We start from the raw sequence: 23,104 nt of genomic DNA on the forward strand, positions 1-23,104 counted from the left end.
AGATTTTAAAACAAATAAAATTCTTAATATTTTTGCATTGATTGGGACAATTTGTGTGGCTATATTGTTAGCACTTTTAGTTAGTTAATTCTTAATCATTACATTGTTCAAAAGAAATGAATAATTTACAGTATTGTTATTGCACAACATTCTTATATGGTGTAATTTTATTTAAAAATTGATACTCCTAGAGTTCCTTATATATTTATATGGTAGTGTGCTTATTTTTTACAATATGCAGATTTGATACAGTAAAGAAGCTCAAACGGAATATGAAGCAAGACAAGTGGAAGTAATATTTAATAAATTCATATTAAGAGAAACTAAATATAATTTTTGCAATTATTAATAATAAAATATTTTCACTAATAATGCAGATTTTTCTGAGAGAATTGGTGTTTTATACTCATTAGCCTATGCAGTAAGAATGATGCCTAAAAATGGTTTTACTCCAGATGGATATTTTGAATATACTGTATACCCATTAGAAGGAATTTGGGATTTAACTGAAGAAGGCAAAAAAAGTGATATTTTAAACAAAGATGAACTGCTTTATACAATTATGATAAGACAACCTGATTTTGTTACAAATGAAGTAGTTGCAAAAGCATTTGAAATTGTAAATAAAAAGAAACCACACCCATTGTTGAAAGAAGTATATTTTGATGAAATAGAAGATGGCTTATCTGTTCAAATTATGCACAAAGGTTCGTATGATGATGAACCAGCATCTTTTGAAAAAATGTTGAATTTTATAAATGAAAACGGCTATGAAAGGAAATCTATGGTTCACAGAGAGATATATTTGTCTGATGCAAGAAAAACTGAGAAAGACAAATTAAAAACAGTTTTAAGATACATGATAAAAACTAAATAAACATAATATTCAGTAGATATGTTATGTCATATTCATATATGGTGTAATTTTATTAAAAAAATGATACTTCTAGAGTTCCCTATATATTCATATTATAGGGAACTTTTTTTACAATATGTAGATTTAACATAGTAAAACATGAAGATGTTCTTTGAATAATAATATATTTGGGAAATATGGTATAATTTAATGTTATTTTTAGAATTAATTAATAATAAGATAATATTATAAAAAAAGACGAGTAAAATAGGTATTTTAAAGGATATAGATAATTATAGAGTACTTGTTATAAATTTAAGATTAAGGATGTGCTAATATGAAAATTGAACATGTAGCTATATGGACTAAAGATATTGAAAAGTTAAAGAAATTTTATGTAGATTATTTTGATGGCATTGCTGGAGATAAATATACTAATGAAAAAAAACATTTTGAATCATATTTTATTAAATTTGAGTCCGGTGCTAGACTTGAAATTATGCAGATGCCCATAATTCCTTCTAATTTAAATGATACTATTAATCAATATATAGGTTTAATTCATATTGCTATTTCTGTAGGAAGTATTGAAAAAGTTAGTAAACTTACTGAAACATTAAGAAATGCAGGTTATATGGTAGTAAGTGAACCTCGTTATACTGGTGATGGTTACTATGAAAGTTGTATTTTGGACCCAGATGGAAATCGAATAGAGATAACAGAATAAGGCTGATAATTTTATTAAAACATAAATCTGTATTTGTAAATTTATTTATAAGTTTACTTTAAATGGATATAATGGTATATTATTATTAAGAAAGTATTTAAGGTTATTTTTACATTACGTATTAATACTTTTAAAGGGTAATGACATATCCAAAGATTGATTTGCATTTAATAAATCTTAAATTTCAATTTTAATTATAAGCTGTGTTTTAGATTAATATGAAATTGTAGTATTAAGATTTTTAGTCTCTATCTATAGCATTTATACTATAATGACATTATAATTTAAAAACACAATTAAGTTAAAATGAGAATGTCAAATATTTAAGGTAAGAAGATGAATAGTTATGTTAAAAAGTGAAGTATCTAAACAAATTACAACACCACTAACAGCTCCAGCATTCCCAAGAGGACCTTATAGGTTCCATAATCGTGAATATTTTAATATTATATACCGTACTGATGCTGATGCTTTACGCAAGGTTGTACCAGAACCTTTAGAATTAGGGGATGATCCTTTAGTTAGATTTGAAATGATGGCTATGCCTGATACAAGTGGATTAGGATCTTATACAGAATGTGGACAGGCTATACCAGTAAGCTTTAATGGTAAAAAGGGTGACTATTTGCATATGATGTATTTAGATAATCATCCAGCTATTGCTGTTGGAAGAGAATTTAGTGCATATCCTAAAAAACTCGGTTATCCAAAACTATTTATTGATTCAGATACACTAGTTGGTACATTAGACTATGGAAAATTAAGAGTAGCAATAGCAACTATGGGGTATAAGCATAAACCTTTAGATCTAAATGAGGCAAAGGAGCAAATTTGTCGTCCTAATTTTATGTTAAAAATTATACCTAACTATGATGGAACTCCAAGAATATGTGAGCTAATATCTGCACAAATTAAAGATATTACTGTACATGAGGCATGGACTGGTCCTGCAAGATTACAACTATTTGATCATGCTATGGCACCATTTAATGATTTGCCTGTAAAAGAAATAGTTTCTAGTTCTCATATTCTTACAGACTTAACCCTTCCATCTCCTGAGGTTATATATGATTATCTTAAAAAGTAGTTTAATATATTAATAAATAAAATAAATCACCAATTGTTACAAATAATTAAAAAACCTAAGTTAAGAATATGATTTCTATTTAGTATAGATATCATATTCTTTTTTAGTCTTTAGAAAATTAGAGAAGTTTTAATAAATGTTTAAAACATAGTCATTTTTGAAAACAATGATAAAGAATTATCAAACTACAATTTATACTATCAGTTCTCAAATTTATTAATATCTATTAAAAGGTTTTCAAAAAAAATAGAGAAATTCGATATTATTTTTAATTTTCTTATAATTATTCTTTAGAATTGATGATATTAAAATATATAACCAGCTCTCGTTTTGTTAACGTTTTATCTAGCTGTCAATAAATTTATCGATTTAAATATTGATTTTGGATAATTTAGTGATAATATACTATTTATACAAACATTTCAATAAATTTACAAAATGATAGTTAAATAAAACTACTACCTTATTTTTAGAATTTATAAAACTTTTTTATAACGTCTCACCGTTTGTAAGTAACACTATATATTCAAATAACTTAAATTTTTTAATCCTATAGAAATTTTTATTAAAGTCGTTACCATATAGTGAAAATTAATAAAAGCTTTAATTAATAATTTGTTTTAATTAAATTCAAATGCCAACTCGCCATTATAATACAATATGACATGGTTTAAAAATATAGTCTAATTAATAAAAGATACAAATCAAAAACTCTTATGGGTTTTTGTGTGAAAATTTTATAACTATAAGGAGGAGCAATATGGAAAGATATGAAGATAAAATATTAAAGCATGAATTGGTAGCAAAATATACCCCAGGTGCAGAAGGTTTTACAACTTTTACTATTGCAGGACCTACAGGTGAATGCATAACTTCTGTAAGGAATTTTATAAGACAAAGAAGATGCGTACTTGCAGGTTAGATAATAGGTTAATATAAGTATTTAAATTGATTTAGCAATTTAAATTTATAAGAAGCATTGTATATTCTTAAAAAAGAAGGAGATATTAACATGAACAAAACAGTTAAACTCGAAGATCTAAAATCTATTTTTAAAGATGGAATGACAATTATGATTGGTGGTTTCTTAGATTGTGGAACTCCTGAAACCATAATTGATATGTTGGTAAATTTAAATATAAAAGATTTAACTATTATCGGGAATGATACTGGATACCCAGATAAAGGCATAGGTAAATTAGTTGTAAATGGTCAGGTGAAAAGGGTAATAGCTTCTCATATCGGGACAAATCCTGAGACCGGAAGAAGAATGAATAGCGGGGAAATGGAAGTAGAACTTTCTCCACAAGGAACATTAATTGAAAGAATACGTGCGGCAGGTTCTGGTCTAGGTGGTGTACTAACACCAACGGGGATAGGGACAATTGTAGAAAATGGAAAACGTAAGATTCCAATTGATGGTAAAGAATATTTATTAGAACTTCCATTAAAAGCAGACGTTTCACTAGTAAAGGGAAGTATAGTAGATGAATTCGGAAACACTTGTTATAAAGGGACTACAAAAAACTTTAATCCTTATATCGCAATGGCAGCAGATACTGTAATAATGGAAGCAGAAAATTTGGTTAAATGTGAAGACTTAAATAGGGAAGATATAATGACTCCAGGTGTATTAGTAAATTATATAATAAAGGAGGTAATCTAAGTGATTACAGATAGTAAATTGGCAAGGCAAATAATTGCAAAAAGAGTTGAAAAGGAATTAAAGGAAGGACAACTTGTAAATCTTGGTATAGGACTTCCAACATTGGTGGCAAATTATGTACCAAAAGAGAAGCATATATTCTTTCAATCTGAAAATGGAATGGTTGGTATGGGTGCAGTACCAACATCAGGACATGAAGATGCACATATAATAAATGCAGGTGGACAATGTGTAACAGCATTACCAGAGGCATCATTCTTTGATAGTTCTATGTCTTTTGCATTAATTAGAGGGGGACATGTTGACGTTACTGTACTTGGAGCTTTAGAGGTAGATGAGGACGGTAGTCTAGCTAATTGGATTATTCCAGGCAAAATGGTACCAGGTATGGGTGGTGCTATGGATTTAGTAACAGGTGCTAAAAAAGTAATTGTAGCGATGCAGCATACTGGAAAAGGAAAACCTAAAATTCTTAAAAAATGTAGATTACCGTTAACTGCAAAATCACAAGTAAACTTAATTATTACAGAACTTTGTGTAATTGAAGTAACAGATAAGGGGTTACTTTTAAGGGAGATTAATGATTATACAACAATTGATGAAATTAAATCTTTAACAGAAGCAAATTTAATTATCCCAGATGATATAAGACGTATGGCTGTATAAAATTTATAGCATGATGGCTTTTTAATGAGAGTTTAGATAATTTTGTATAAAAACAAAATTATCTACTGTTTATTTTGGATTTATGTTTATATATTAGACATAAATTCAATATAAATAAAGTGTCTATATGTTGATATTATAATATGTTATAATTATCATTAATAAACAATTATCAAATTTCAAATCTTAAATTTGCTTTAGGCATTACAGATAGCTTAATGCAGTGTAGACGAGCTGTTAATGAAAGGAATTACTTTAAATGAAATACATAAAAAAACTTCCACATACAGATAAGGCGTTAAGTGAAAAACTTATATTAAACAACTGGAAAAAAATAAAAGAACCATCTAACTTGAAATTGGCTATTTTATTATCTTCACCATTTATGTTTATAAATGGTGCAATTGAAATGTTTATTTTCTATAACTTATATACACCACTACAAGATTTATTAAAGAGCAATCAAGGACTCAGCCTTACATTGGAATTGCATCTAGTAACATTATTATTTTTCCCTGTTATTTTTATTTTTATGACAATACATGAATTCTTACATGCTTGTTTTATTCCAAATATTTTAAAATCAGATAAAACATATTGGGGAATAAATGGTATTTGCGGATTTGTTGTAACCTCTGAAAAAATAAAAAAAAGCAGATTTTTGCTTATTTCAATTATGCCATTTTTACTTTTATCTATTATATTACCATTTATTTTAAATGCACTTGGATGGTTAAATGGGTATACAATTTTTCTTTGCTTGTTCAATGCAATGGGTTCATGCGTAGATTGCTTAAATATATGTTTGATAGCAACACAAGTTCCAAATGGAGCTTATGTTTTAAATAATGGATTTGAAACATATTTTAAGTAGTGTGGAAAAATGAAAATTGAAGACTTTATTCAGTCAGTTTTAGTTTGACAGGTATTAAAAATCAAATATGTGATTCATCTATTTGTTCCCGAAAGAATAAGCTGATAATGAAGAAATTTTATTAAGAGAGGTATTTGCATGGGATATTATGTTAAAGTAGAATCAGATGTAAAAGTTTATGTAGAGGATCTTAACCCAAAGGGCAACAAGACGATTGTATTTCTGCACGGGTGGCCTGGAAGTCATAAGCTGTTTGAGTATCAGTTTAATCAGCTTCCAAAAATGGGATATCGATGCATTGGTATAGACCAGAGAGGATTTGGCCAATCAGACAAGCCCTTCACAGGATATTGCTACGATAGATTATCAGATGATGTTCGAGCTGTAGTTGAAGTACTTAATTTAAAAAATTTTATATTAGCAGGACATTCTACAGGAGGAGCGATTGCTATTAGATACATGGCTAGACATAATGAATATGAAGTGTCTAAACTTGCACTTTTTGCAGCAGCAGCTCCTAGCCTTATAAAACGTTCATATTTTCCATATGGTTTAGAAAAAGAAGCTGTAAATGAAATTATTCAAGGAACGTATAATGATCGTCCTAAAATGTTGCAAGGATTTGGAGACATGTTTTTCTTCCAGCATATAACTAAGCCTTTTTCAGACTGGTTCTTCCAATTGGGACTACAGGCCGCAGGCTGGGCTACTGCCGCAATTGCAAATTCTTGGTTAGATGAAGAAAGCTTATTTTTTGATATGGAGAAAATAAGTGTTCCAACTTTAATTCTTCATGGTATTCATGACAAAGTTTGTCTCTTTCCATTAGCTGAATCACAAAAACGAGGTATTAAAAATTCCAAGCTCGTAGCATTTGAAGACAGTGGCCATGGATTGTTCTATGATCAGCGTGATAAATTTAACGAAGAATTGACAAAATTTATCGAGGAATAAGGTTTTTTGTAGTTCATGATTTACCTAGAATAGTAGAAATTTAATATGAATGGATTAAAGCAATATGGAAAGTAGCTAGAATATATAACAAATAATTTAATCGATAAAAGGAAGATAAAATGTAGCAACGCACACTTAGTTGCCACATTTTATCTTTTTATATTGCATTAATATACTTACAATACCAACTAGAGAAGAGTTATATTATTATCCATTATTTAGATAATATTAACCTTTTGTTAAGAAAAAATAAACGTTATTATTGTTATAATAAGATGATGAACATGGAGTAAGAAGGAAATTGCTTTAAAATGAAGAAAAAGATAATTAATATGATATTGATATGGAGGATGCATTATGAAATTTACTAATCCGTTGATCGTTGTTAACGATATGGAGAAAGCAAAACAATTTTATCAAGAAGTACTTGGATTGAATGTTATATTAGATTTTGGAGCAAATGTTACATTAGCTGGTGGTATATCATTGCAGACTAAAAAAAGTTGGATGGCATTTATTAATAAGCAAGAAGATGAAATTCAATTTGAGTGTAATAATGCTGAATTATACTTTGAAGAAGAGAATTTTGACAGTTTTATAGAAAAGATTAATAACATAACTGATATTCAATATGTTCATCCAGTTATAGAGCATAGTTGGGGACAAAGGGTAGTGAGATTTTATGATCTGGATAAACATATTATTGAAATTGGAGAAAGCATGCTTGTAGTGTGCAAACGTTTTATGAAAAGTGGTTTATCAATAGAAGAAACCGCAAAAAGAATGGATGTACCTGTTGAGTATGTTCAATCTTGCATCAAGTAGATAAGTAAAATAATCTGTAGTAAATATATTGAGGGATTTGTATATTTTGCATTGGGGGTTAGATATGAATAAAACAGTAGTTGTATATCAATCAAAATATGGTAGTACTAAAAAATATGCGGAGTGGATTTCAGAAGAATTATCATGTGATTTGTTTGAAAGAAAAGATGTTACACCAAATCAACTAGAATACTACGAAACTATCATATATGGTGGAGGTCTGTATGCTGGAGGAGTAAGTGGAATAAAATTAATTACAAAATCATTTAAACAGCTAAAAAATAAGAATATTATTATATTTACTTGTGGATTAGCTGATCCTAAAGATAGAATCAATGTAAAAGGTATAAGAGAAGGTCTAAATAAAGTTCTTTCAGAAGAAATGAAGAAGGTAATTAAGATTTTCCATCTGCGTGGGGCAATTGATTATTCAAAACTTGGAATTGTACACAAATCTATGATGTCAATGTTGTATAAAATGACATTAAAAAAGAAATATGAATCTCTGAGAGAAGAGGAGAAAGAAATGATTGATACTTATGGAAAAGTAGTAAATTTTATAGATAAAGATACAATTAAGCCAATTGTATTATATGTTAAGAATTTATGATAATAATATCAGATAAAAAATATTGTTCAATGATATTTAATATTTAAAGTATTAATTTATAAACAAAAAATGATAAATTAGTTATTTTTAAATCAGGAAATCATCCTAAGATATCACATTATTCAGAATTGAAAATGAGATATTTTTTATATAATGAGATATTTACAGTATGTGCTATAATTAATTAAAGATAGTAATTAAATGGAAATTAAATAAATAGTAATTAAGTGGAGAAAAAAATATGAAAATAGCAATTATTGGTTATAGTGGTTCTGGAAAATCTACAATTGCAAAGAAGTTGAGCGAAAAACATAAGTGTCCAATTCTTTATTTGGACACTATAAACTTTGAAGCAGAATGGAAAGAACGTGACAGAAAAGAAGGCAAAGCTATAGTAGAAAAATTTATGGAGAATGATTCATGGATTATAGATGGTAACTATACTGAGTTTTATCACGAAAGAAGAATGGAAGAAGCAGATAAAATAATATTTATGAATTTTCCAAGAAATGTTTGTTTAAAGCAGGCATATAAGAGATATTTGAATTCTAAAAACCAGGTTAGAGAAAGCATGGCTGAAGGTTGCGTGGAAAAATTTGATTTGGAATTTGTAAAATGGATTTTAATAGATGGAAGAACTAAAAAATATAAAATGAGATATCAAAGTATTTGCAACAAATACAAAGATAAAGTGGTTGTTTGTAAAAATAGGAAAGATGTTGAAAATGAGCTGAAATTTTAAAATAAATTATTTTAGGTAGATTAGTAATTGGTGAAAATAATAATCTATAGATGTTTATAAACAATAGGCTACATAAGAATTAGAGAGTCTTTAGATTTTAGAAAGGAAAAAACATAATGATAAAACAAAATTTAAAAATAGAAAACATACCTGCAATTTTGTGGGGAGACAAATCAGATAAATTGTTTGTAGCGATACACGGTAATATGTCAAATAAGGCAGACGATGTAATTGTTATATTTGCGGAAGAAGCAATAAAAGCAGGTTATAGAGTCCTTAGTTTTGATTTGCCTGAACATGGTGAGCGTAAAGATGAAGATTACGATTGTAAGGTTCAAAACTGTGTTAAATATCTTGATATTATTATGAAATATGCACAATCATTATCAAATAATATAAGTGTATTTGCTTGTAGTATGGGAGCATATTTTAGTCTACTAGCATATAGCAATGAACCTCTGAAACAATGTTTATTTCTCTCACCTGTGGTAAATATGGAACGCATAATAAATAATATGATGACATGGTTCAATATAAGTGAAGAAATGTTAAAGACTAAACAAGAAATTAAAACGCCTATTGGTGAAACTTTATATTGGGATTATTATTGCTATGTAAAAGATCATCCTATTGAATTATGGAGTAAACCAACATCAATTTTGTATGGATTACAAGATAATTTATGTGAGTTTGAGGTAGTATCTGAATTTACAAAACGTTTTAATTGTAATTTACAAGTTATGGACAATGGAGAACATTATTTCCATACTGAAGAACAACTACAATATTTTAAACAGTGGATTAAGAAGATATTTACTTCTAATATAGATAAAGAAAATTAGTGCGTAGTATTAGAAAGAGAGTGATATGTTAATGAAACTTATAGACATAGAAAATTGGAAGAGAAAAGATCATTATAATTTTTTTAGGCAAGTTGATTACCCTCATTTTAACATTTGTGGAAATATTGATATTACAAAGTTTTATAAACATATTAAAGAAAATGAATTGCCATTTTTTATATCAATTTTATATGCTTCTACAAAAACAGCAAATAGCATAAAAGAATTTAAACTTAGAATAAGAGGAGATAAAGTAATTGAACATGAAACTGTAAATCCTTCTTTTACTATAATTACAGAGGAGGAAGTGTTTAGTTTTTGTAGATCAAACTACACAGATAATTTTAATGAGTTTAAAACTAATACATTAAAGGAAATTGAAATAGTAAAAAATAATATTAATATCGAAGATGAACCAGGACAAGATGATTTATTATATATTACCAGCATCCCGTGGGTTTCATTTACTAATATAACTCATCCAATTCAGATGAATCCTGTTGATAGCATACCGAGAATAGCATGGGGTAAATATTTTGAAGAAGGTAGTAATATCAAGTTACCAATTTCTGTGGATGTACATCATGCATTAGTTGATGGGTTACACATTGGACAATATTTTAATATTATTCAAGAAATTTTAGATAATCCTGCGAAGTATCTATAAGATATAATTTAAATTGTGCTTTAGTTGCTATTAATAAAAAATAAATTCAAACTTGTAAGGGGGATAAATAAATGGTTTTATTAGTTGTTGATACACAGAAATTAATAACAAATGAAAATTTATATAAATTCAATGTATTTGTGTCAAATGTAGAGAAAATAATTGCTACAGCAAGGCAAAATAATATAGAAATAATATATGTACGCCATGATGATGGTCCTGAAAATGAATTAACAAAAGGCACTGAAGGTTTTGAAATATATGAAAAGTTTATACCATCTAAAGAAGAAAAAATATTTGATAAAAAAGTAAATAGTGCTTTTAAGGATACTGGTTTATTAGAATATTTAATAAGTAAAGCAGAAAAGGATATAATTATTGTAGGACTTCAAACAGATTATTGTATTGATTCTACTATAAAATGTGGATTTGAACATGGATTTCATATTATAGTTCCAGCTTATTCAAATACAACAGTTGACAATAAGTTTATGTCAGCAGAGCAAACATACAAATATTATAATGAATTTATGTGGAATGGTAGATATGCAGAATGTATTTCCTTGGATCAAACACTTAAAATGATGAGATAAATTTTAATTTAAATTTGTAGGAATAAAGGAAATTTATAAATATAGAAGGAGGGGGATAGATTGTATTATAGAAATCTTATGTTAAGCGATATGGACAAAATAGAAGAAATAGATGGTGAGTGCTATATTGCAAGGGCATGGAGGGAAGTAAATGGAATTAAAAAATTAGTAGATATAAATTGGCTTGAGAAAGAATTACCCAATGGACTAACTTGGCATAAGGAACATTTTTTATTGTCTATAAAAAGTGGGGGAAGAGCTTTTGGTTGTTTTGATGATGAAAAAATGGTTGGATATGCTGTTATAAATGGTGATATTTTTGGTGTAACAGCAAAATATATATTACTGGATCAGATGTTTATTTCCAAGGAGTATCGCAATATGGGAATTGGCAAAAAGCTTTTTAATGAATGCTGCAATGCAGCTAAAGATCTGGGCGCTGAGAAAATATATATTTGTGCAGCTTCAAGTGAGGAAACAATAGCGTTCTATTTTGAGAGAGGGTGTAAGGAGAATTTGGAAATAAATGATATATTATATGAAATTGATAGAAATGATTACCAGCTAGAATATAAATTATGAGAATAATCTATACTTAAACCAATATACAACTTCCCATTTAATTGTGAGCCTATAAGCTGCAATAAGATTAATAGTATTCTAAAAATTAATAACAGATATAAATATCGCATTATTCATAAGAAATAAATTTGCGATATTTTTTATTGCGAAATTCTCAGAAAATATGTGTCTTTATAGACTTGATATATTATAAATTGATTACATGATTTAATATCTGAATAATACTTAAATTACAATATATGTTATAATTGATTCGGAATAGTAAATTATTGTAAGGTAAAGAACAAACAATGAGTAAATATGTGAGGAGGTATAGTATGGAAAAGTTAGTTACATTAAAAATGAAAAAAAATATGATTTATGATTGTGTGGATTTATTTATTGACACATTCACTAAAGAACCATGGAATGACGTTTACGAATCAAGAGAGCAAGTAGTTAATTTTTTTAATAATTATTTTAACAATAACTACTTTGTAGGCTATGTAGCCATGTTGGATGATAAAGTAGTAGCCTTAAGTATTGGTATGAAAAAACCTTGGATAGAAGGTTTTGAATATTATATTGACGAATTTTGCATTAGTTACGAAATGCAGGGAAACGGCATTGGAAGTTGTTTTATAAAAGCAATAGAAGAAGATATCAAAAAACAAGAAATGAATGGAATGATATTAAATACAGAAAAGAATTATCCATCACAGAAATTTTATGAGAAAAATGGATTTAAAGTAATTGGTGATTTGATAGTTCTTGGTAAATAGTGAGATGTGCATACGAATGAAAAGGAAGAAGTCTGGAATGAATTTATAAATTAGATGGTGAGAAGTTTAGAATTAAAATATTTTTACTGGGGGATTAATATGTTTGATATTATTACTTTAATTGGAATTGTAATAGGAATTATTTTTATTAAAGTTACGTCTAAAAAACAAGATAAAATACTTAGAAATATAGGTGTATTTATAATTTTAATATGCTTAATTTATATAATTCCAAATTTTTTTAAAGGTTTTGTACAAGGATTTATAGATGGTTTGTGTGGTCTTATTAATATTAATTAAATATTTTAAAATTAAAATGTTGCATTATTTATAAAGAGATTTGCGATATTTTTTGTGCAAGTCAAAATAAGGTAATTTAAATATAAGGAGACAATGATAATGAAATTTGGACAAAGTAAAGTAGAATTAAAAGATGGAACAGCATGCATTTTAAGAAGTCCAGATGAACAGGATGCAGAAAAAATGATTGAATATTTAAAAATAACATCAAAAGAAACATATTTTATGATTAGATATCCTGAAGAAATTAGAATAACTATTAATGAAGAAAAAGAATGCCTTAACAACAATTTGACTAGTGATAAAGACTTAATGATTGCTGCATTTGTTAATGGTGAACTTGCAGGTAATGCTAGTATTAGTTGTGTAAGAAATTATGTTAAACTTAAACATAGAGCAGTATTTGGAATTTCTATTAAAGAAAAATATTGGAACAATGGTATTGGGAGTATACTTCTCAAAACTATAATTGAACAAGCCCCAAAGATGGGTTATGAGCAAATTGAACTTGGTGTATTTGCAGATAATAAAAAAGCACAAGTTTTATATAAAAAGTATGGATTTGAAGTTTGGGGTACTACAAAGAATGCATTTAAACTTAAAGATGGAACATATCGTGATGAAATTATCATGGTAAGAATTATAAAATAAGTACCAATTCAATCTAAATAGAAAAAAGAGTTTAAAATTAGTCTGTTGCATACTATTGATAATGTTATTTATTGAATAGCTAGGTATAAAAATGGGGGATATTATGGGATTTATATTTATGATAATTATAGTATTATTATCTTATGTAATAATACAACTTGCTATTGATCAATCTGCAAATACAAAAATACTAAAAGAAAATCTTAAAGTTTTAGTTGAGATAAGAGAATTGCTTAAAAAGCAAGATAAAAATTTGTAACTAGCCAATTAAAAAGATATATCTTATTTAGAAATTATTTAATAGAAATTTTTAAACGAAATTATTATGGAAAGAGGTTATATAAATGAATAAACCTAAGGCACTATTATCAGGTGATAAAGTTGCAATAGTTAGTCTATCAAGTGGTATGTTAGGCGAGGATTTTAGTAAACATGAATTAGATTTAGGTATTAAACGATTGAATGACTTTGGATTAGAACCTGTATTTATGAGAAATTCATTAAAAGGGATTGAATTTCTTAAAAATCATCCAGAGGCAAGGGCTCAAGATTTAAAAGAAGCATTTATGGATGATTCTATAAAAGGAATCATATGTGCAATAGGTGGTGATGATACATATAGATTATTACCATATCTTTTAGAAGACGAAGAATTTATTATAAAAGTCACCAAAACTCCAAAATTGTTTACAGGATACTCTGATACAACAATCAACCACCTTATGTTTTATAAGCTTGGTATGACAAGTTTCTATGGACCAAATTTTATTTGTGATTTAGCAGAACTTGGAGAAGAAATGTTGCCACATACTAAGGCATCATTTCAAGGATATTTTAAAGGTGACGAACCAAAAATAATTACTTCAAGTGATGTTTGGTATGATGAAAGAATAGATTTTTCAGCAAATGCAGTAGGTAAGGAACGAGTTTATCATGCAGAAATAAAAGGATATGAAATCTTACAAGGTTGTGGCAGTTTTAAAGGTAGACTTTTAGGAGGATGCCTTGAAAGTTTATATGATATATTATCTAGCACTCGATATGCTGATGAAAGCACAATATGCGAAAAGTATGCTATTTTTCCATCACAAGATGAATGGAAAGATAAAATTCTATTTCTTGAAACGAGTGAAGAAAAGCCAACACCTGAATTATTAGAATTAGAGTTATTAGCGTTACAAGAAAAAGGTGTGTTTGATGTTATAAGTGGAATACTTGTAGGAAAGCCTCAAGATGAACAGTATTATGAAGAATATAAAGAGGTTTATTGCAAAGTAATAAAAAATTCTAACTTGCCTATTTTATATAATATAAATTTTGGACATTCTCATCCTAAGTGTATTATTCCGTATGGAATAGAGGTAGAGGTTAATATGGATGAAAAGATAATTACATTTAAAGAGTCTTTATTTGATTAAACTACAAATTTCAATATTATATATAAGGTGAAATTTTATAAAATTCAATGGATTAGTATCTGAGTTGTCAGTTCAAGATATAGAGAAATCAAAAGAATTTTATATTGATATTTTAGGATTTAAATTAGAATATGAACGTATTGAAGATAAATTTGCCTTTATTTCATTTGAAGAAGCACAAATTATGATTGAAGAAATAAATGGGTATTGGAATACAGTAATATTAGAACATCCATTTGGCAGAGGTGTTAATTTTCAGATAAATGTCTCAAATGTTGATGATTTAATATCTTCTTTAAACAAGAATAAGATTGAATTATTTAGGAATGTAAAGATCAATATATATGAAGCCAACGGAGAGGCTTATGTTGAAAAAGAAATATTAGTTCAAGACCTAGATGGATATTTATTGAGATTTTCACAAATTATTAATGTATAGAAAAGTAGTGAGAAGGGGTGAATATTATAAAAAAAATATCAAGAAGAATCGTTGTGTTATTTTCTGCAACAATGTTTCTTATTGGATTTATATTTTTTTGTATTTGGCAAAATAATAGTATTACTATTTCGAAATTTGATTATGTAAACGCTAAGATACCAGATGACTTTAATAATTTTACAATAGCTCATGTTTCTGATTTGCACAATAAAATGTTTGGTGAAAATCAGGTTAAGCTATTAAACAAAGTTAAAAGCATTTCTCCAGATATAATTGTTATTACAGGTGATTTAATAGACAGACGTAAATATGATTTAGATACTGCAATAATGTTTTTTTCAGGGGCTGTAGAGATAGCTCCTGTATATTATGTGTCAGGTAATCACGAGGCTTGGTCTGGAAATTTTTCTATGATTAAAGAAAAATTGATAGATACAGGTGTTCACATTGTTGATAATACAGCATTTAAACTTTCAAGGGGGAACAGTTCAATACACATATTAGGATTATCAGATCCAGATTTTCTTACATCTGATTACATGGATGGTACAAACACCAATAAAATGAAAGAACAATTAAGTATCTGGTCAACGAATGAAAACTTTAAAATACTACTTTCTCATAGACCAGAGCTCTTTGATTTATATTATGAAAACAATATGGACTTAATTTTTACAGGACATGCTCATGGAGGACAAGTTAGAATTCCAGGGATAGGTGGATTATTTGCTCCAGATCAAGGAATATTTCCTAAGTATACAAGTGGAATATATAATAAAGATTTATCTACAATGTTTGTAAGTAGAGGATTGGGTAATAGTATTTGTCCTTTAAGGATTTTTAATAGACCAGAAATTGTTGAAGTAACGTTAAATCATAGTTAGCATTAATATAAACTGTTTATAGTATAAAAGGAGAACATGTATAAACTTTAAATTAATGGATATATAGAAGTAATAATTCCCATTATTTGAATAATATTAATTCTTTATTAAGAAAAAACAAATGTTATGTTTTTACAATAAAAATAATAAATAGCAATGTATTTGCTAAATGTACTATAATTTACTAGAAGATAAATAGTAATTTGAAGGTGAACATTATGGAATATATTAAGAAATATAAAATTATTTTTAGTATGCTTATGATTTATATTTGGGGAATCAGTTATCAACTAATTCATCATAATGAAGTAATAATGACAATTTCTGAAACTACAATATATTTGTTTTTATTATTTGTTGGGATAAAATTAATAAAGAACACTGAAGCAAACGAAAGGATAATTGTGCCTAGTAATATTAAAGTGCTTTACTTTGAGCTAGCATGGTATGCTTTTTATGTTATATTCGCTTTTATCACTAATAAGCTGAGTATTTTCATGGTAAATGAGATGACACATTGGATTGGGCTTGTAATAATTCCTTTTATTATTTTATGGAAAACTATGAACATATCTTTTAAAGAAAGCTTATGTATGTTAGGTTTATATGATTCAAAATTTAAATTATATCTAAAATCAATTATCATAGTATGTTTAGGAATGTATCCACTTATGGTATCTTTACTTACTTATTATTATAATATTGGAATACAAAAGGTGGCTTCTAATATATTAAATTTGCTTATCAATGTACCAGTATATTTACCAATTATGATGATAATGGCTGGCTTTACAGAAGAATTTTTCTTTCGTGGAATATTACAAAATATATTGCAGCAGAGAGTTAGATATAGAATAAATGCTGTAATTATAACAAGTATTTTGTTTGGATTATATCATATTCCATTTGCTTTATTTTTATGGGAAAATACTTCAGGAAATTTTCTATTATCATTAGCAGTAGTGTTTACAGAACAAACTGTTGCTGGAATTTTATATGGTGGTTTATATAGTAAAAGTAGAACATTATGGTATCCAATTATTATACATTCCTTTAACAATATGATTCTTATGATATTTCAGAATTTATTTTTAAAGTAAACTGTTAAATTCCAATTTAAAGTATAGCAATTAAAATAGTAATTTGTAAGAGAGTGGTATATATGATATTAGAAACTGATAGAACAATTCTTCGTCACTTTGAAAAGAAAGACTTAAAGGATTCGAATGAATACTGTAGTCAAGATGGTGTGGGAGAAATGGCAGGATGGCAGCATCATTGTAATTTGTCAATATCAAAAGACGTGTTAAATAAAAATATTCAGAATGAAAACATTTTTGCTATAGAAAATAAAGAAAACAACAAAGTGATTGGTCATATAGCAATAAATAATGATTCTGAAAATGGAAGAGAAGATACAAAAGAATTGGGATTTGTACTGAACCGTAACTATCAGAATAAAGGAATTATGACAGAAGTAGTATACACAATTCTGGACTATTTATTCTGTAATGGAATTGAATATGTGTATGCCTGTTGTTTTCAAAATAACAGACCATCTAAACATTTAATTGAAAAATGTGGTTTTACTTTTGAACAAGAAGGAACATTTTATGCAGAATCATTGAAAAAAACTTTCAAGTCATTTGTTGAATATGTTTGGAATAAAAATGATTGGAAGTTATATAAACATTAATAAATTTGAATAATTAAAATAGTAATTTATAGATTATTATATAATCAGAAAGAGAGAATGAAGATGTTAATAGAAACTAAAAGATTAAAAATACGTGATTTAGAGCACAAAGATGAAAAAAACTTGTTAAAAATTGTTTGGCAAAAAGATATGCTTCGTTTTATGAAAGATTGGTCAGAAAACAGCTCTGTAGCAGACAGATTCTATGGATATATTGATTGGCTACAAACACAGAAAGATTCAAAAGATATTTATGAAAATAAGAGATATGGTATTGCTAAAAAAGACACAGATGAATTAATTGGTATGGTAGGTATGGGATTAGAAGATACCGTAAATGAAGTAGAAATAGCCTATTTTGTAGATCAAGATTATGCAGGAAATGGATATGCAACAGAAGCACTTAAAGCATTGTTTAATTGGTGCATTAGTGTATCTGATATGCCTTATTTAATTTTGACAATTGATTGTGCCAATACAGCATCTTGTAGAGTGGCAGAAAAGGCTGGATTTGAACTGTTTGAGAAAAGAACGCCTATAAGCCATAAACAACCTAATATGGAAAGTGACAGTTATTACTATTTCCGTAAGTATAGATAAATTCAAATTTAAAGTAAAGTAATTGAAATAGTAATTTAGTGAGGAAAAATGAAAGCCCTCATTTTTAATTTTAACTAAATAATTGATATAGAAAGTGTGATACTATGAAAATTGATAGATTATTAGGAATACTAAATATACTAGTTAATACAGAAAGAATTACAATAAAAGATTTAGCAGAAAGATTCGAAGTCTCTAAGCGTACAATTTTTCGTGATTTGGATACACTAAATAAATCAGGAATTCCTATAATCACATATTCAGGTATTGGTGGTGGAGTATCAGTTGTTGAAGGATATAAATATAAAAAAAGTATTTTTTCTAAGAATGATATAAAAAATATTTTTACTGCGCTCTCTGGATTAATGAGCATTAATAGAAACAATGACCTAATAAATCTAATGGCAAAAATAATACCAGAAGAAACAAAAACTATGTTTTCAGAAAGTGATTATTTAATTGATTTATCATCATGGTTTCAAGATAGTATTACACAGAAAAAGGTTACTGATTTGCATGAAGCAATAGAAAATCACAATTGTATTTGTATTGAATATATTTCTAAAAGTTCTAGAAAAATGAGAATTATTCATCCATATAAACTTGTTTTTAAACAGTCATATTGGTACTTATATGGTTTGTGTGAAGAGAAGAATGAATTCCGTTTGTTTAAGATTAATAGAATTGCTTCATATAAAATTTTAAATAAAAATTTTAATTGTAAGTTAATTGAAAAAATTGATTTTAGGAATGATTTTGGTGCCGATTTGTTTCAAAATGAAGATTTAGAAACCTTATATAGTGTCAAATTAGAATACCACATCATTAATGAATTTGCTCTAACAAATAAAATTGATGCAAAATTTTTTCAAAGAAAAAGCAATGAAGAAAAAGGAAACATAATATTTCAAGTTAGTGATTTAGATTGGATTGCAGATTTGGTTATAGGTATGCAGGACAAAGTTAAGGTTATATCACCACTAAAATTAAAAGAAAAAGTAAGATTACGAATAAAAAAGATGAGCAAAATTTATAAAGATGACATATAGGTGTCATCTTTTTTTATATATAATCTTTTAGAAAGGATGTGCTAGAGAATGAAAAAAGAAATACTTATATTTATTTTTGATGGATATGCTGACTGGGAGAGTGCTTACATATGCTCAGAACTTAATACACCAGAAACAGATTATGTTGTTAAAACTTTAAGTTTTGATAAAGAATCTAAGATATCTATGGGAGGTTTTCATACAATTCCCGATTATTCTATAAATGATTATCCTAAGAAATTTGCAATGCTGATATTAATTGGTGGTGATGCATGGATGGAAGAGAAAAATAATGATATTAAACCTATAGTTGATTATGCAGTTGATAATAATATTCCAGTAGCAGCAATTTGCGGTGCGACTTTTTTTATGGGTGAAAATGGTTATTTGGATGACAGAAAACATTCAAGTAATACATTAGAGTTTTTGAAGTTAAAGGCTCCTCATTATAAAGGTGATAGTAATTATATTGAAAAACAAGCAGTGAGTGATGGTAATATTATTACTGCAAATGGAACAGCCACATTAGAATTTGCTAAAGAAATTATGTTATATTTAAATGTTAAACCTGCAGATAAGATTAATGAATGGTATAGGTTTCATAAATTGGGGTACTATCAAAATTAAATAAGTTGATTAGAAATATAAGGAGTTGTAATGATTTTTAATTGTTATGACTTTTTATTTTTGTACAGAAAACTGAATGATATTATATTTACAATTTATGTTATAATTAACCAATAGATAAATGGAAATTTGTAAGGAGATTAGCAATGGAATTATTTGAATTAGGAAAGAAAAAAGAAGGATATAAATGTGTGCAGTATGGGATATTTAATGATATTGAATTTGATGCAGAATCATTTATAGATATATTTGAAAAAGATTGGGGAATAAAATTAGAAGCAGAAATAAGAAGTGATGATATGATTACATATGTTAATTTTGATATAGATAAAATTCAGTTTGTATGTTCATTTATGAAAGCAATATATCCAGATGATTCACCAATTGAAGCTGCAAAAAGAAATCCATTTTGGAGAGATGCAGAAGAATGTGTTAAAAATCATAAGGCTTTTATGGTTGTTGGTATTTTAAAAAATGAATGTTTAAATCAGATTAAAACTTGCTCTATATTTACGCAGGTCTGTTGTTCATTTATGGGAATGTCTGATGGAATATGCATGTATAATGCATATTCTGGCTTAATCATTGAAAAAAATAGTTATCGTAATTATATGAACATTATGAAAGCAGCATTAGAACATAATGATTATTATCTTCCATATGAAAATTGGATAAATATTAATTGTGTTAGAGAAGAAGATGGGAAAATAGGAGCTTTTACAACAGGATTAAATATATTCAATAAATTAGAAATAGAGTTGGTACATATAGAGTACGAAGTAGAAGTAATGCAGAAAATTATAGACATAATTTTATTTGGTTTAATAATGGATAATAAGACCTTGGGAAATGGTCAATTAATTAAGCTGGATGAAGATATTGAAATTATCACAAAAAAGGCAAAGGGTTATTATCTAAATGATAGAGAGACAATAAGTATTTTTTATATGAACTATTAGGTAGATAAATTGCAATTTGTATTAATTTATATAGGAGTTGAGTAATTATGTTTGATGATAATATATTGAAAAATCTTTGGGATGATTGTGAATATTCATATAAAGAATATATATCTGACTATCCTACAGATGAAATAATAAAACAGGTAGAGCAGGAAATATTGTATAAATTGCCTAAATCATATATAGAGTTAATGCGTATTCATAATGGAGGACTTCTGAAGAAAGATGCTATTCGTACAAAAACTCCTACCAGCTGGGCAGAAGACCATATAGGCATAACAGGATTATTTAGTATTGCTTTAGATAAATCATGCTCATTGCGTGGAGAATTTGGAAGTAGATTTTGGATTGAAGAGTGGGAATATCCTGACATTGGGGTTGCAGGAAAGGCAATAGAAACAAAGGATTTAAAAGAGAAGAGAATTATGCTGGAGGAATGTCCTATTCTTTCTAAAAGATTTGATTCTGAAACTTGTGAATATTTTGCTTTATTTAAAATTACGGATATGGAATCATATCTATGTATTGACAGCGGAATGATTAAAATTGATTGAATGAGATTTTCAAATTCCAATTTATAGTGGAGGATAGTTTATGGTTTATTATTATTTGGAAATTAATGATGAAAAGTGTATTAAATATAAGTATTATCCAGAAGATAATAAAAATTTTAAGCCAGGTATGATTATTTTTGATAAGATTTTAGAGACAATAGAGATTGAATCTGCAGAAAAAGATTTTGAGCGATATGCAGAAGAATTAAATGAGCACTGGTATTGGTATGCTGATCATGCTGTTAGAAGTATACTAAATGATTATTATAAAGGAATTGTTAGAGAAGTTGGAATGGTGGCATGGTATTGAGAGAGATACAAATTCCAATTTGGAAGGGAGATTTTTGATGATAACTAAACACGTAATAGTAGAAGATTATAATCAAAAATGGAAAGAGGGTTTTGAAAGTATAAAAGATGAATTATTAGCAGTTTTATCTGGAAAAATTATTTCAATTGAGCATATTGGTAGTACATCAGTTGAAGGATTATCAGCAAAGCTAATTATAGATATTGATATTGTGATTGATAGAAACTTTGATGAAGTTAAAAAAGCATTGGAAAACCTTGGCTATATTCATGAAGGTGACTTAGGCATATATGGTAGAGAAGCATTCAAATATTCAAATAAACCACATTTGATGGCACATCATTTATATGTATGTGGTAAAGACAACAAAGAGTTATATCGTCATGTTACTTTTAAAGATTATCTAAGAAAACATAAAGAAGATAAAGATATGTATAGTGTTATTAAAAAAAATATGGCATTAAAATATCCTGAAGATATAGATTCTTATATTAAAGGAAAACAACAAATAATTTTAGAAATATATAAGAAATGTGGATTAGAAAAATAAGTTTTAAGTTAAGATGAGTGTTATAAATTAACTAAATAAGAGAAGGGCTATATGGAGAGAGCTTTATTAGTAATTGATATGCAAAATTTTTGTGTTGGTAAAAATCATGCAGCATTATTTAAATATAAAAATTTAGAACTTATTAAAAATGTGAATATGATTATTTCAAAATATGAACCACAGAATGTATATTACATAGTAAATATAATGGAGGATAATTTGAGTAATAAATGTGCTCCATTCAAGGCGTTTGATGGAAGTTATGAAGCAGATATTGTAAGTGATTTATCTGTTGTTAATAATAAAATATTTAAGAAATATGAGAGTAATGCTTTTTCAAACAAAAAATTGATAGAGGAGTTAATGAATTCTAATACAACTGAGGTTGAAATTGTTGGCGTAGATGGAGGGGGTTGTGTTGCCCTTACAGCTTTTGCAGCATTAGAGTTAAGATTTAAAGTTACAATGAATACAAGAGGAATTGGTACTACTTTTAATGATAAGGCAGACAAATATAATAAACAGTTAAAAGAGCAAGGAGTACAATTTAAGTAAAGTTATAAGAAGTAACAGGAAGAATAAAATAATTATGAAGAATTAGCAATGGAAATA

The 23,104-nt window shown here is 27.3% G+C and carries 31 protein-coding genes and 1 pseudogene; all 32 read left to right on the forward strand.

Going from position 1 to position 23,104, the window contains the following annotated elements; genetic code table 11:
* Positions 1-367: 367 nt before the first annotated feature.
* A pseudogene (locus tag RYM86_RS15930) lies at positions 368-877 on the forward strand (GyrI-like domain-containing protein); the annotation flags it as partial.
* Positions 878-1,193: 316 nt separating this feature from the next.
* Entirely contained in the window at positions 1,194-1,583 is a 390-nt protein-coding gene (locus RYM86_RS15935; RefSeq protein ID WP_315081716.1) for a VOC family protein, read from the forward strand.
* Between the two features lie 346 nt (positions 1,584-1,929).
* Positions 1,930-2,670, forward strand: a complete 741-nt coding sequence (locus RYM86_RS15940) for an acetoacetate decarboxylase (protein ID WP_315081717.1) — start codon at positions 1,930-1,932, stop codon at positions 2,668-2,670.
* 760 nt (positions 2,671-3,430) lie between these two features.
* On the forward strand, positions 3,431-3,592 hold the full coding sequence (locus tag RYM86_RS15945; RefSeq protein WP_315081767.1) for a hypothetical protein: 162 nt from the start codon (positions 3,431-3,433) through the stop codon (positions 3,590-3,592).
* 90 nt (positions 3,593-3,682) lie between these two features.
* Positions 3,683-4,336 carry a 3-oxoacid CoA-transferase subunit A gene (locus RYM86_RS15950; protein ID WP_315081718.1) on the forward strand — a complete coding sequence of 218 codons (654 nt, stop codon included), beginning with the start codon at positions 3,683-3,685 and terminating at the stop codon, positions 4,334-4,336.
* Positions 4,337-5,002, forward strand: a complete 666-nt coding sequence (locus RYM86_RS15955; protein ID WP_315081719.1) for a 3-oxoacid CoA-transferase subunit B — start codon at positions 4,337-4,339, stop codon at positions 5,000-5,002. It begins immediately after the preceding gene.
* 259 nt (positions 5,003-5,261) lie between these two features.
* A complete protein-coding gene (locus RYM86_RS15960) occupies positions 5,262-5,876 on the forward strand; it encodes a DUF3267 domain-containing protein (protein ID WP_315081720.1) in 615 nt (204 codons plus the stop codon).
* A 138-nt stretch (positions 5,877-6,014) separates the two neighbouring features.
* Positions 6,015-6,830, forward strand: coding sequence for an alpha/beta hydrolase (locus RYM86_RS15965; RefSeq protein WP_315081722.1), 816 nt, complete (start codon positions 6,015-6,017; stop codon positions 6,828-6,830).
* Between the two features lie 357 nt (positions 6,831-7,187).
* Complete coding sequence (locus tag RYM86_RS15970; protein ID WP_315081724.1) at positions 7,188-7,655, forward strand: VOC family protein; 468 nt, start codon at positions 7,188-7,190, stop codon at positions 7,653-7,655.
* A gap of 64 nt (positions 7,656-7,719) precedes the next feature.
* A complete protein-coding gene (locus tag RYM86_RS15975) occupies positions 7,720-8,265 on the forward strand; it encodes a flavodoxin domain-containing protein (RefSeq protein ID WP_315081726.1) in 546 nt (181 codons plus the stop codon).
* Between the two features lie 241 nt (positions 8,266-8,506).
* Positions 8,507-9,007, forward strand: a complete 501-nt coding sequence (locus RYM86_RS15980) for a DNA topology modulation protein (RefSeq protein ID WP_315081728.1) — start codon at positions 8,507-8,509, stop codon at positions 9,005-9,007.
* A 116-nt stretch (positions 9,008-9,123) separates the two neighbouring features.
* Positions 9,124-9,849 carry an alpha/beta hydrolase gene (locus tag RYM86_RS15985; protein ID WP_315081729.1) on the forward strand — a complete coding sequence of 242 codons (726 nt, stop codon included), beginning with the start codon at positions 9,124-9,126 and terminating at the stop codon, positions 9,847-9,849.
* Between the two features lie 31 nt (positions 9,850-9,880).
* Entirely contained in the window at positions 9,881-10,516 is a 636-nt protein-coding gene (locus tag RYM86_RS15990) for a chloramphenicol acetyltransferase (RefSeq protein ID WP_315081764.1), read from the forward strand.
* 71 nt (positions 10,517-10,587) lie between these two features.
* Positions 10,588-11,109 carry a cysteine hydrolase family protein gene (locus RYM86_RS15995; protein ID WP_315081731.1) on the forward strand — a complete coding sequence of 174 codons (522 nt, stop codon included), beginning with the start codon at positions 10,588-10,590 and terminating at the stop codon, positions 11,107-11,109.
* Positions 11,110-11,169: 60 nt separating this feature from the next.
* Positions 11,170-11,691, forward strand: coding sequence for a GNAT family N-acetyltransferase (locus tag RYM86_RS16000; RefSeq protein ID WP_315081732.1), 522 nt, complete (start codon positions 11,170-11,172; stop codon positions 11,689-11,691).
* 317 nt (positions 11,692-12,008) lie between these two features.
* Positions 12,009-12,452: a GNAT family N-acetyltransferase gene (locus tag RYM86_RS16005; RefSeq protein WP_315081733.1), complete on the forward strand. Its 444-nt coding sequence runs from the start codon at positions 12,009-12,011 to the stop codon at positions 12,450-12,452.
* A gap of 99 nt (positions 12,453-12,551) precedes the next feature.
* Positions 12,552-12,752, forward strand: a complete 201-nt coding sequence (locus tag RYM86_RS16010) for a hypothetical protein (RefSeq protein WP_315081735.1) — start codon at positions 12,552-12,554, stop codon at positions 12,750-12,752.
* Positions 12,753-12,851: 99 nt separating this feature from the next.
* Complete coding sequence (locus RYM86_RS16015) at positions 12,852-13,403, forward strand: GNAT family N-acetyltransferase (RefSeq protein WP_315081736.1); 552 nt, start codon at positions 12,852-12,854, stop codon at positions 13,401-13,403.
* A gap of 103 nt (positions 13,404-13,506) precedes the next feature.
* Positions 13,507-13,662 (forward strand): hypothetical protein, encoded by a 156-nt coding sequence (locus RYM86_RS16020; RefSeq protein WP_315081737.1) that lies wholly within the window; start codon positions 13,507-13,509, stop codon positions 13,660-13,662.
* A gap of 85 nt (positions 13,663-13,747) precedes the next feature.
* Complete coding sequence (locus RYM86_RS16025; RefSeq protein ID WP_315081738.1) at positions 13,748-14,821, forward strand: LD-carboxypeptidase; 1,074 nt, start codon at positions 13,748-13,750, stop codon at positions 14,819-14,821.
* Positions 14,822-14,885: 64 nt separating this feature from the next.
* The gene (locus RYM86_RS16030) at positions 14,886-15,260 is read left to right on the forward strand and encodes a bleomycin resistance protein (RefSeq protein ID WP_399547928.1); all 375 of its coding nucleotides are present in this window, start codon (positions 14,886-14,888) and stop codon (positions 15,258-15,260) included.
* A gap of 17 nt (positions 15,261-15,277) precedes the next feature.
* Entirely contained in the window at positions 15,278-16,144 is an 867-nt protein-coding gene (locus RYM86_RS16035; protein ID WP_315081739.1) for a metallophosphoesterase, read from the forward strand.
* 218 nt (positions 16,145-16,362) lie between these two features.
* A complete protein-coding gene (locus RYM86_RS16040; RefSeq protein WP_315081741.1) occupies positions 16,363-17,244 on the forward strand; it encodes a type II CAAX endopeptidase family protein in 882 nt (293 codons plus the stop codon).
* Between the two features lie 62 nt (positions 17,245-17,306).
* Positions 17,307-17,840: a GNAT family protein gene (locus tag RYM86_RS16045; RefSeq protein WP_315081743.1), complete on the forward strand. Its 534-nt coding sequence runs from the start codon at positions 17,307-17,309 to the stop codon at positions 17,838-17,840.
* Between the two features lie 63 nt (positions 17,841-17,903).
* On the forward strand, positions 17,904-18,440 hold the full coding sequence (locus RYM86_RS16050; RefSeq protein ID WP_315081744.1) for a GNAT family N-acetyltransferase: 537 nt from the start codon (positions 17,904-17,906) through the stop codon (positions 18,438-18,440).
* A gap of 104 nt (positions 18,441-18,544) precedes the next feature.
* Positions 18,545-19,489, forward strand: a complete 945-nt coding sequence (locus RYM86_RS16055; protein WP_315081745.1) for a YafY family protein — start codon at positions 18,545-18,547, stop codon at positions 19,487-19,489.
* Positions 19,490-19,537: 48 nt separating this feature from the next.
* Positions 19,538-20,116, forward strand: a complete 579-nt coding sequence (locus tag RYM86_RS16060; RefSeq protein WP_315081746.1) for a type 1 glutamine amidotransferase family protein — start codon at positions 19,538-19,540, stop codon at positions 20,114-20,116.
* Between the two features lie 146 nt (positions 20,117-20,262).
* The gene (locus RYM86_RS16065; RefSeq protein ID WP_315081747.1) at positions 20,263-21,075 is read left to right on the forward strand and encodes a hypothetical protein; all 813 of its coding nucleotides are present in this window, start codon (positions 20,263-20,265) and stop codon (positions 21,073-21,075) included.
* Between the two features lie 47 nt (positions 21,076-21,122).
* Complete coding sequence (locus RYM86_RS16070) at positions 21,123-21,632, forward strand: SMI1/KNR4 family protein (RefSeq protein WP_315081749.1); 510 nt, start codon at positions 21,123-21,125, stop codon at positions 21,630-21,632.
* Positions 21,633-21,672: 40 nt separating this feature from the next.
* Positions 21,673-21,942: a hypothetical protein gene (locus RYM86_RS16075; protein ID WP_315081750.1), complete on the forward strand. Its 270-nt coding sequence runs from the start codon at positions 21,673-21,675 to the stop codon at positions 21,940-21,942.
* Between the two features lie 37 nt (positions 21,943-21,979).
* Entirely contained in the window at positions 21,980-22,492 is a 513-nt protein-coding gene (locus RYM86_RS16080) for a GrpB family protein (RefSeq protein WP_315081752.1), read from the forward strand.
* Positions 22,493-22,543: 51 nt separating this feature from the next.
* On the forward strand, positions 22,544-23,047 hold the full coding sequence (locus tag RYM86_RS16085) for an isochorismatase family protein (protein ID WP_315081753.1): 504 nt from the start codon (positions 22,544-22,546) through the stop codon (positions 23,045-23,047).
* Positions 23,048-23,104 lie beyond the last annotated feature (57 nt).

The organism is uncultured Clostridium sp. (genome assembly GCF_963527835.1).
Classification (GTDB): Bacteria; Bacillota; Clostridia; order Clostridiales; family Clostridiaceae; genus Clostridium.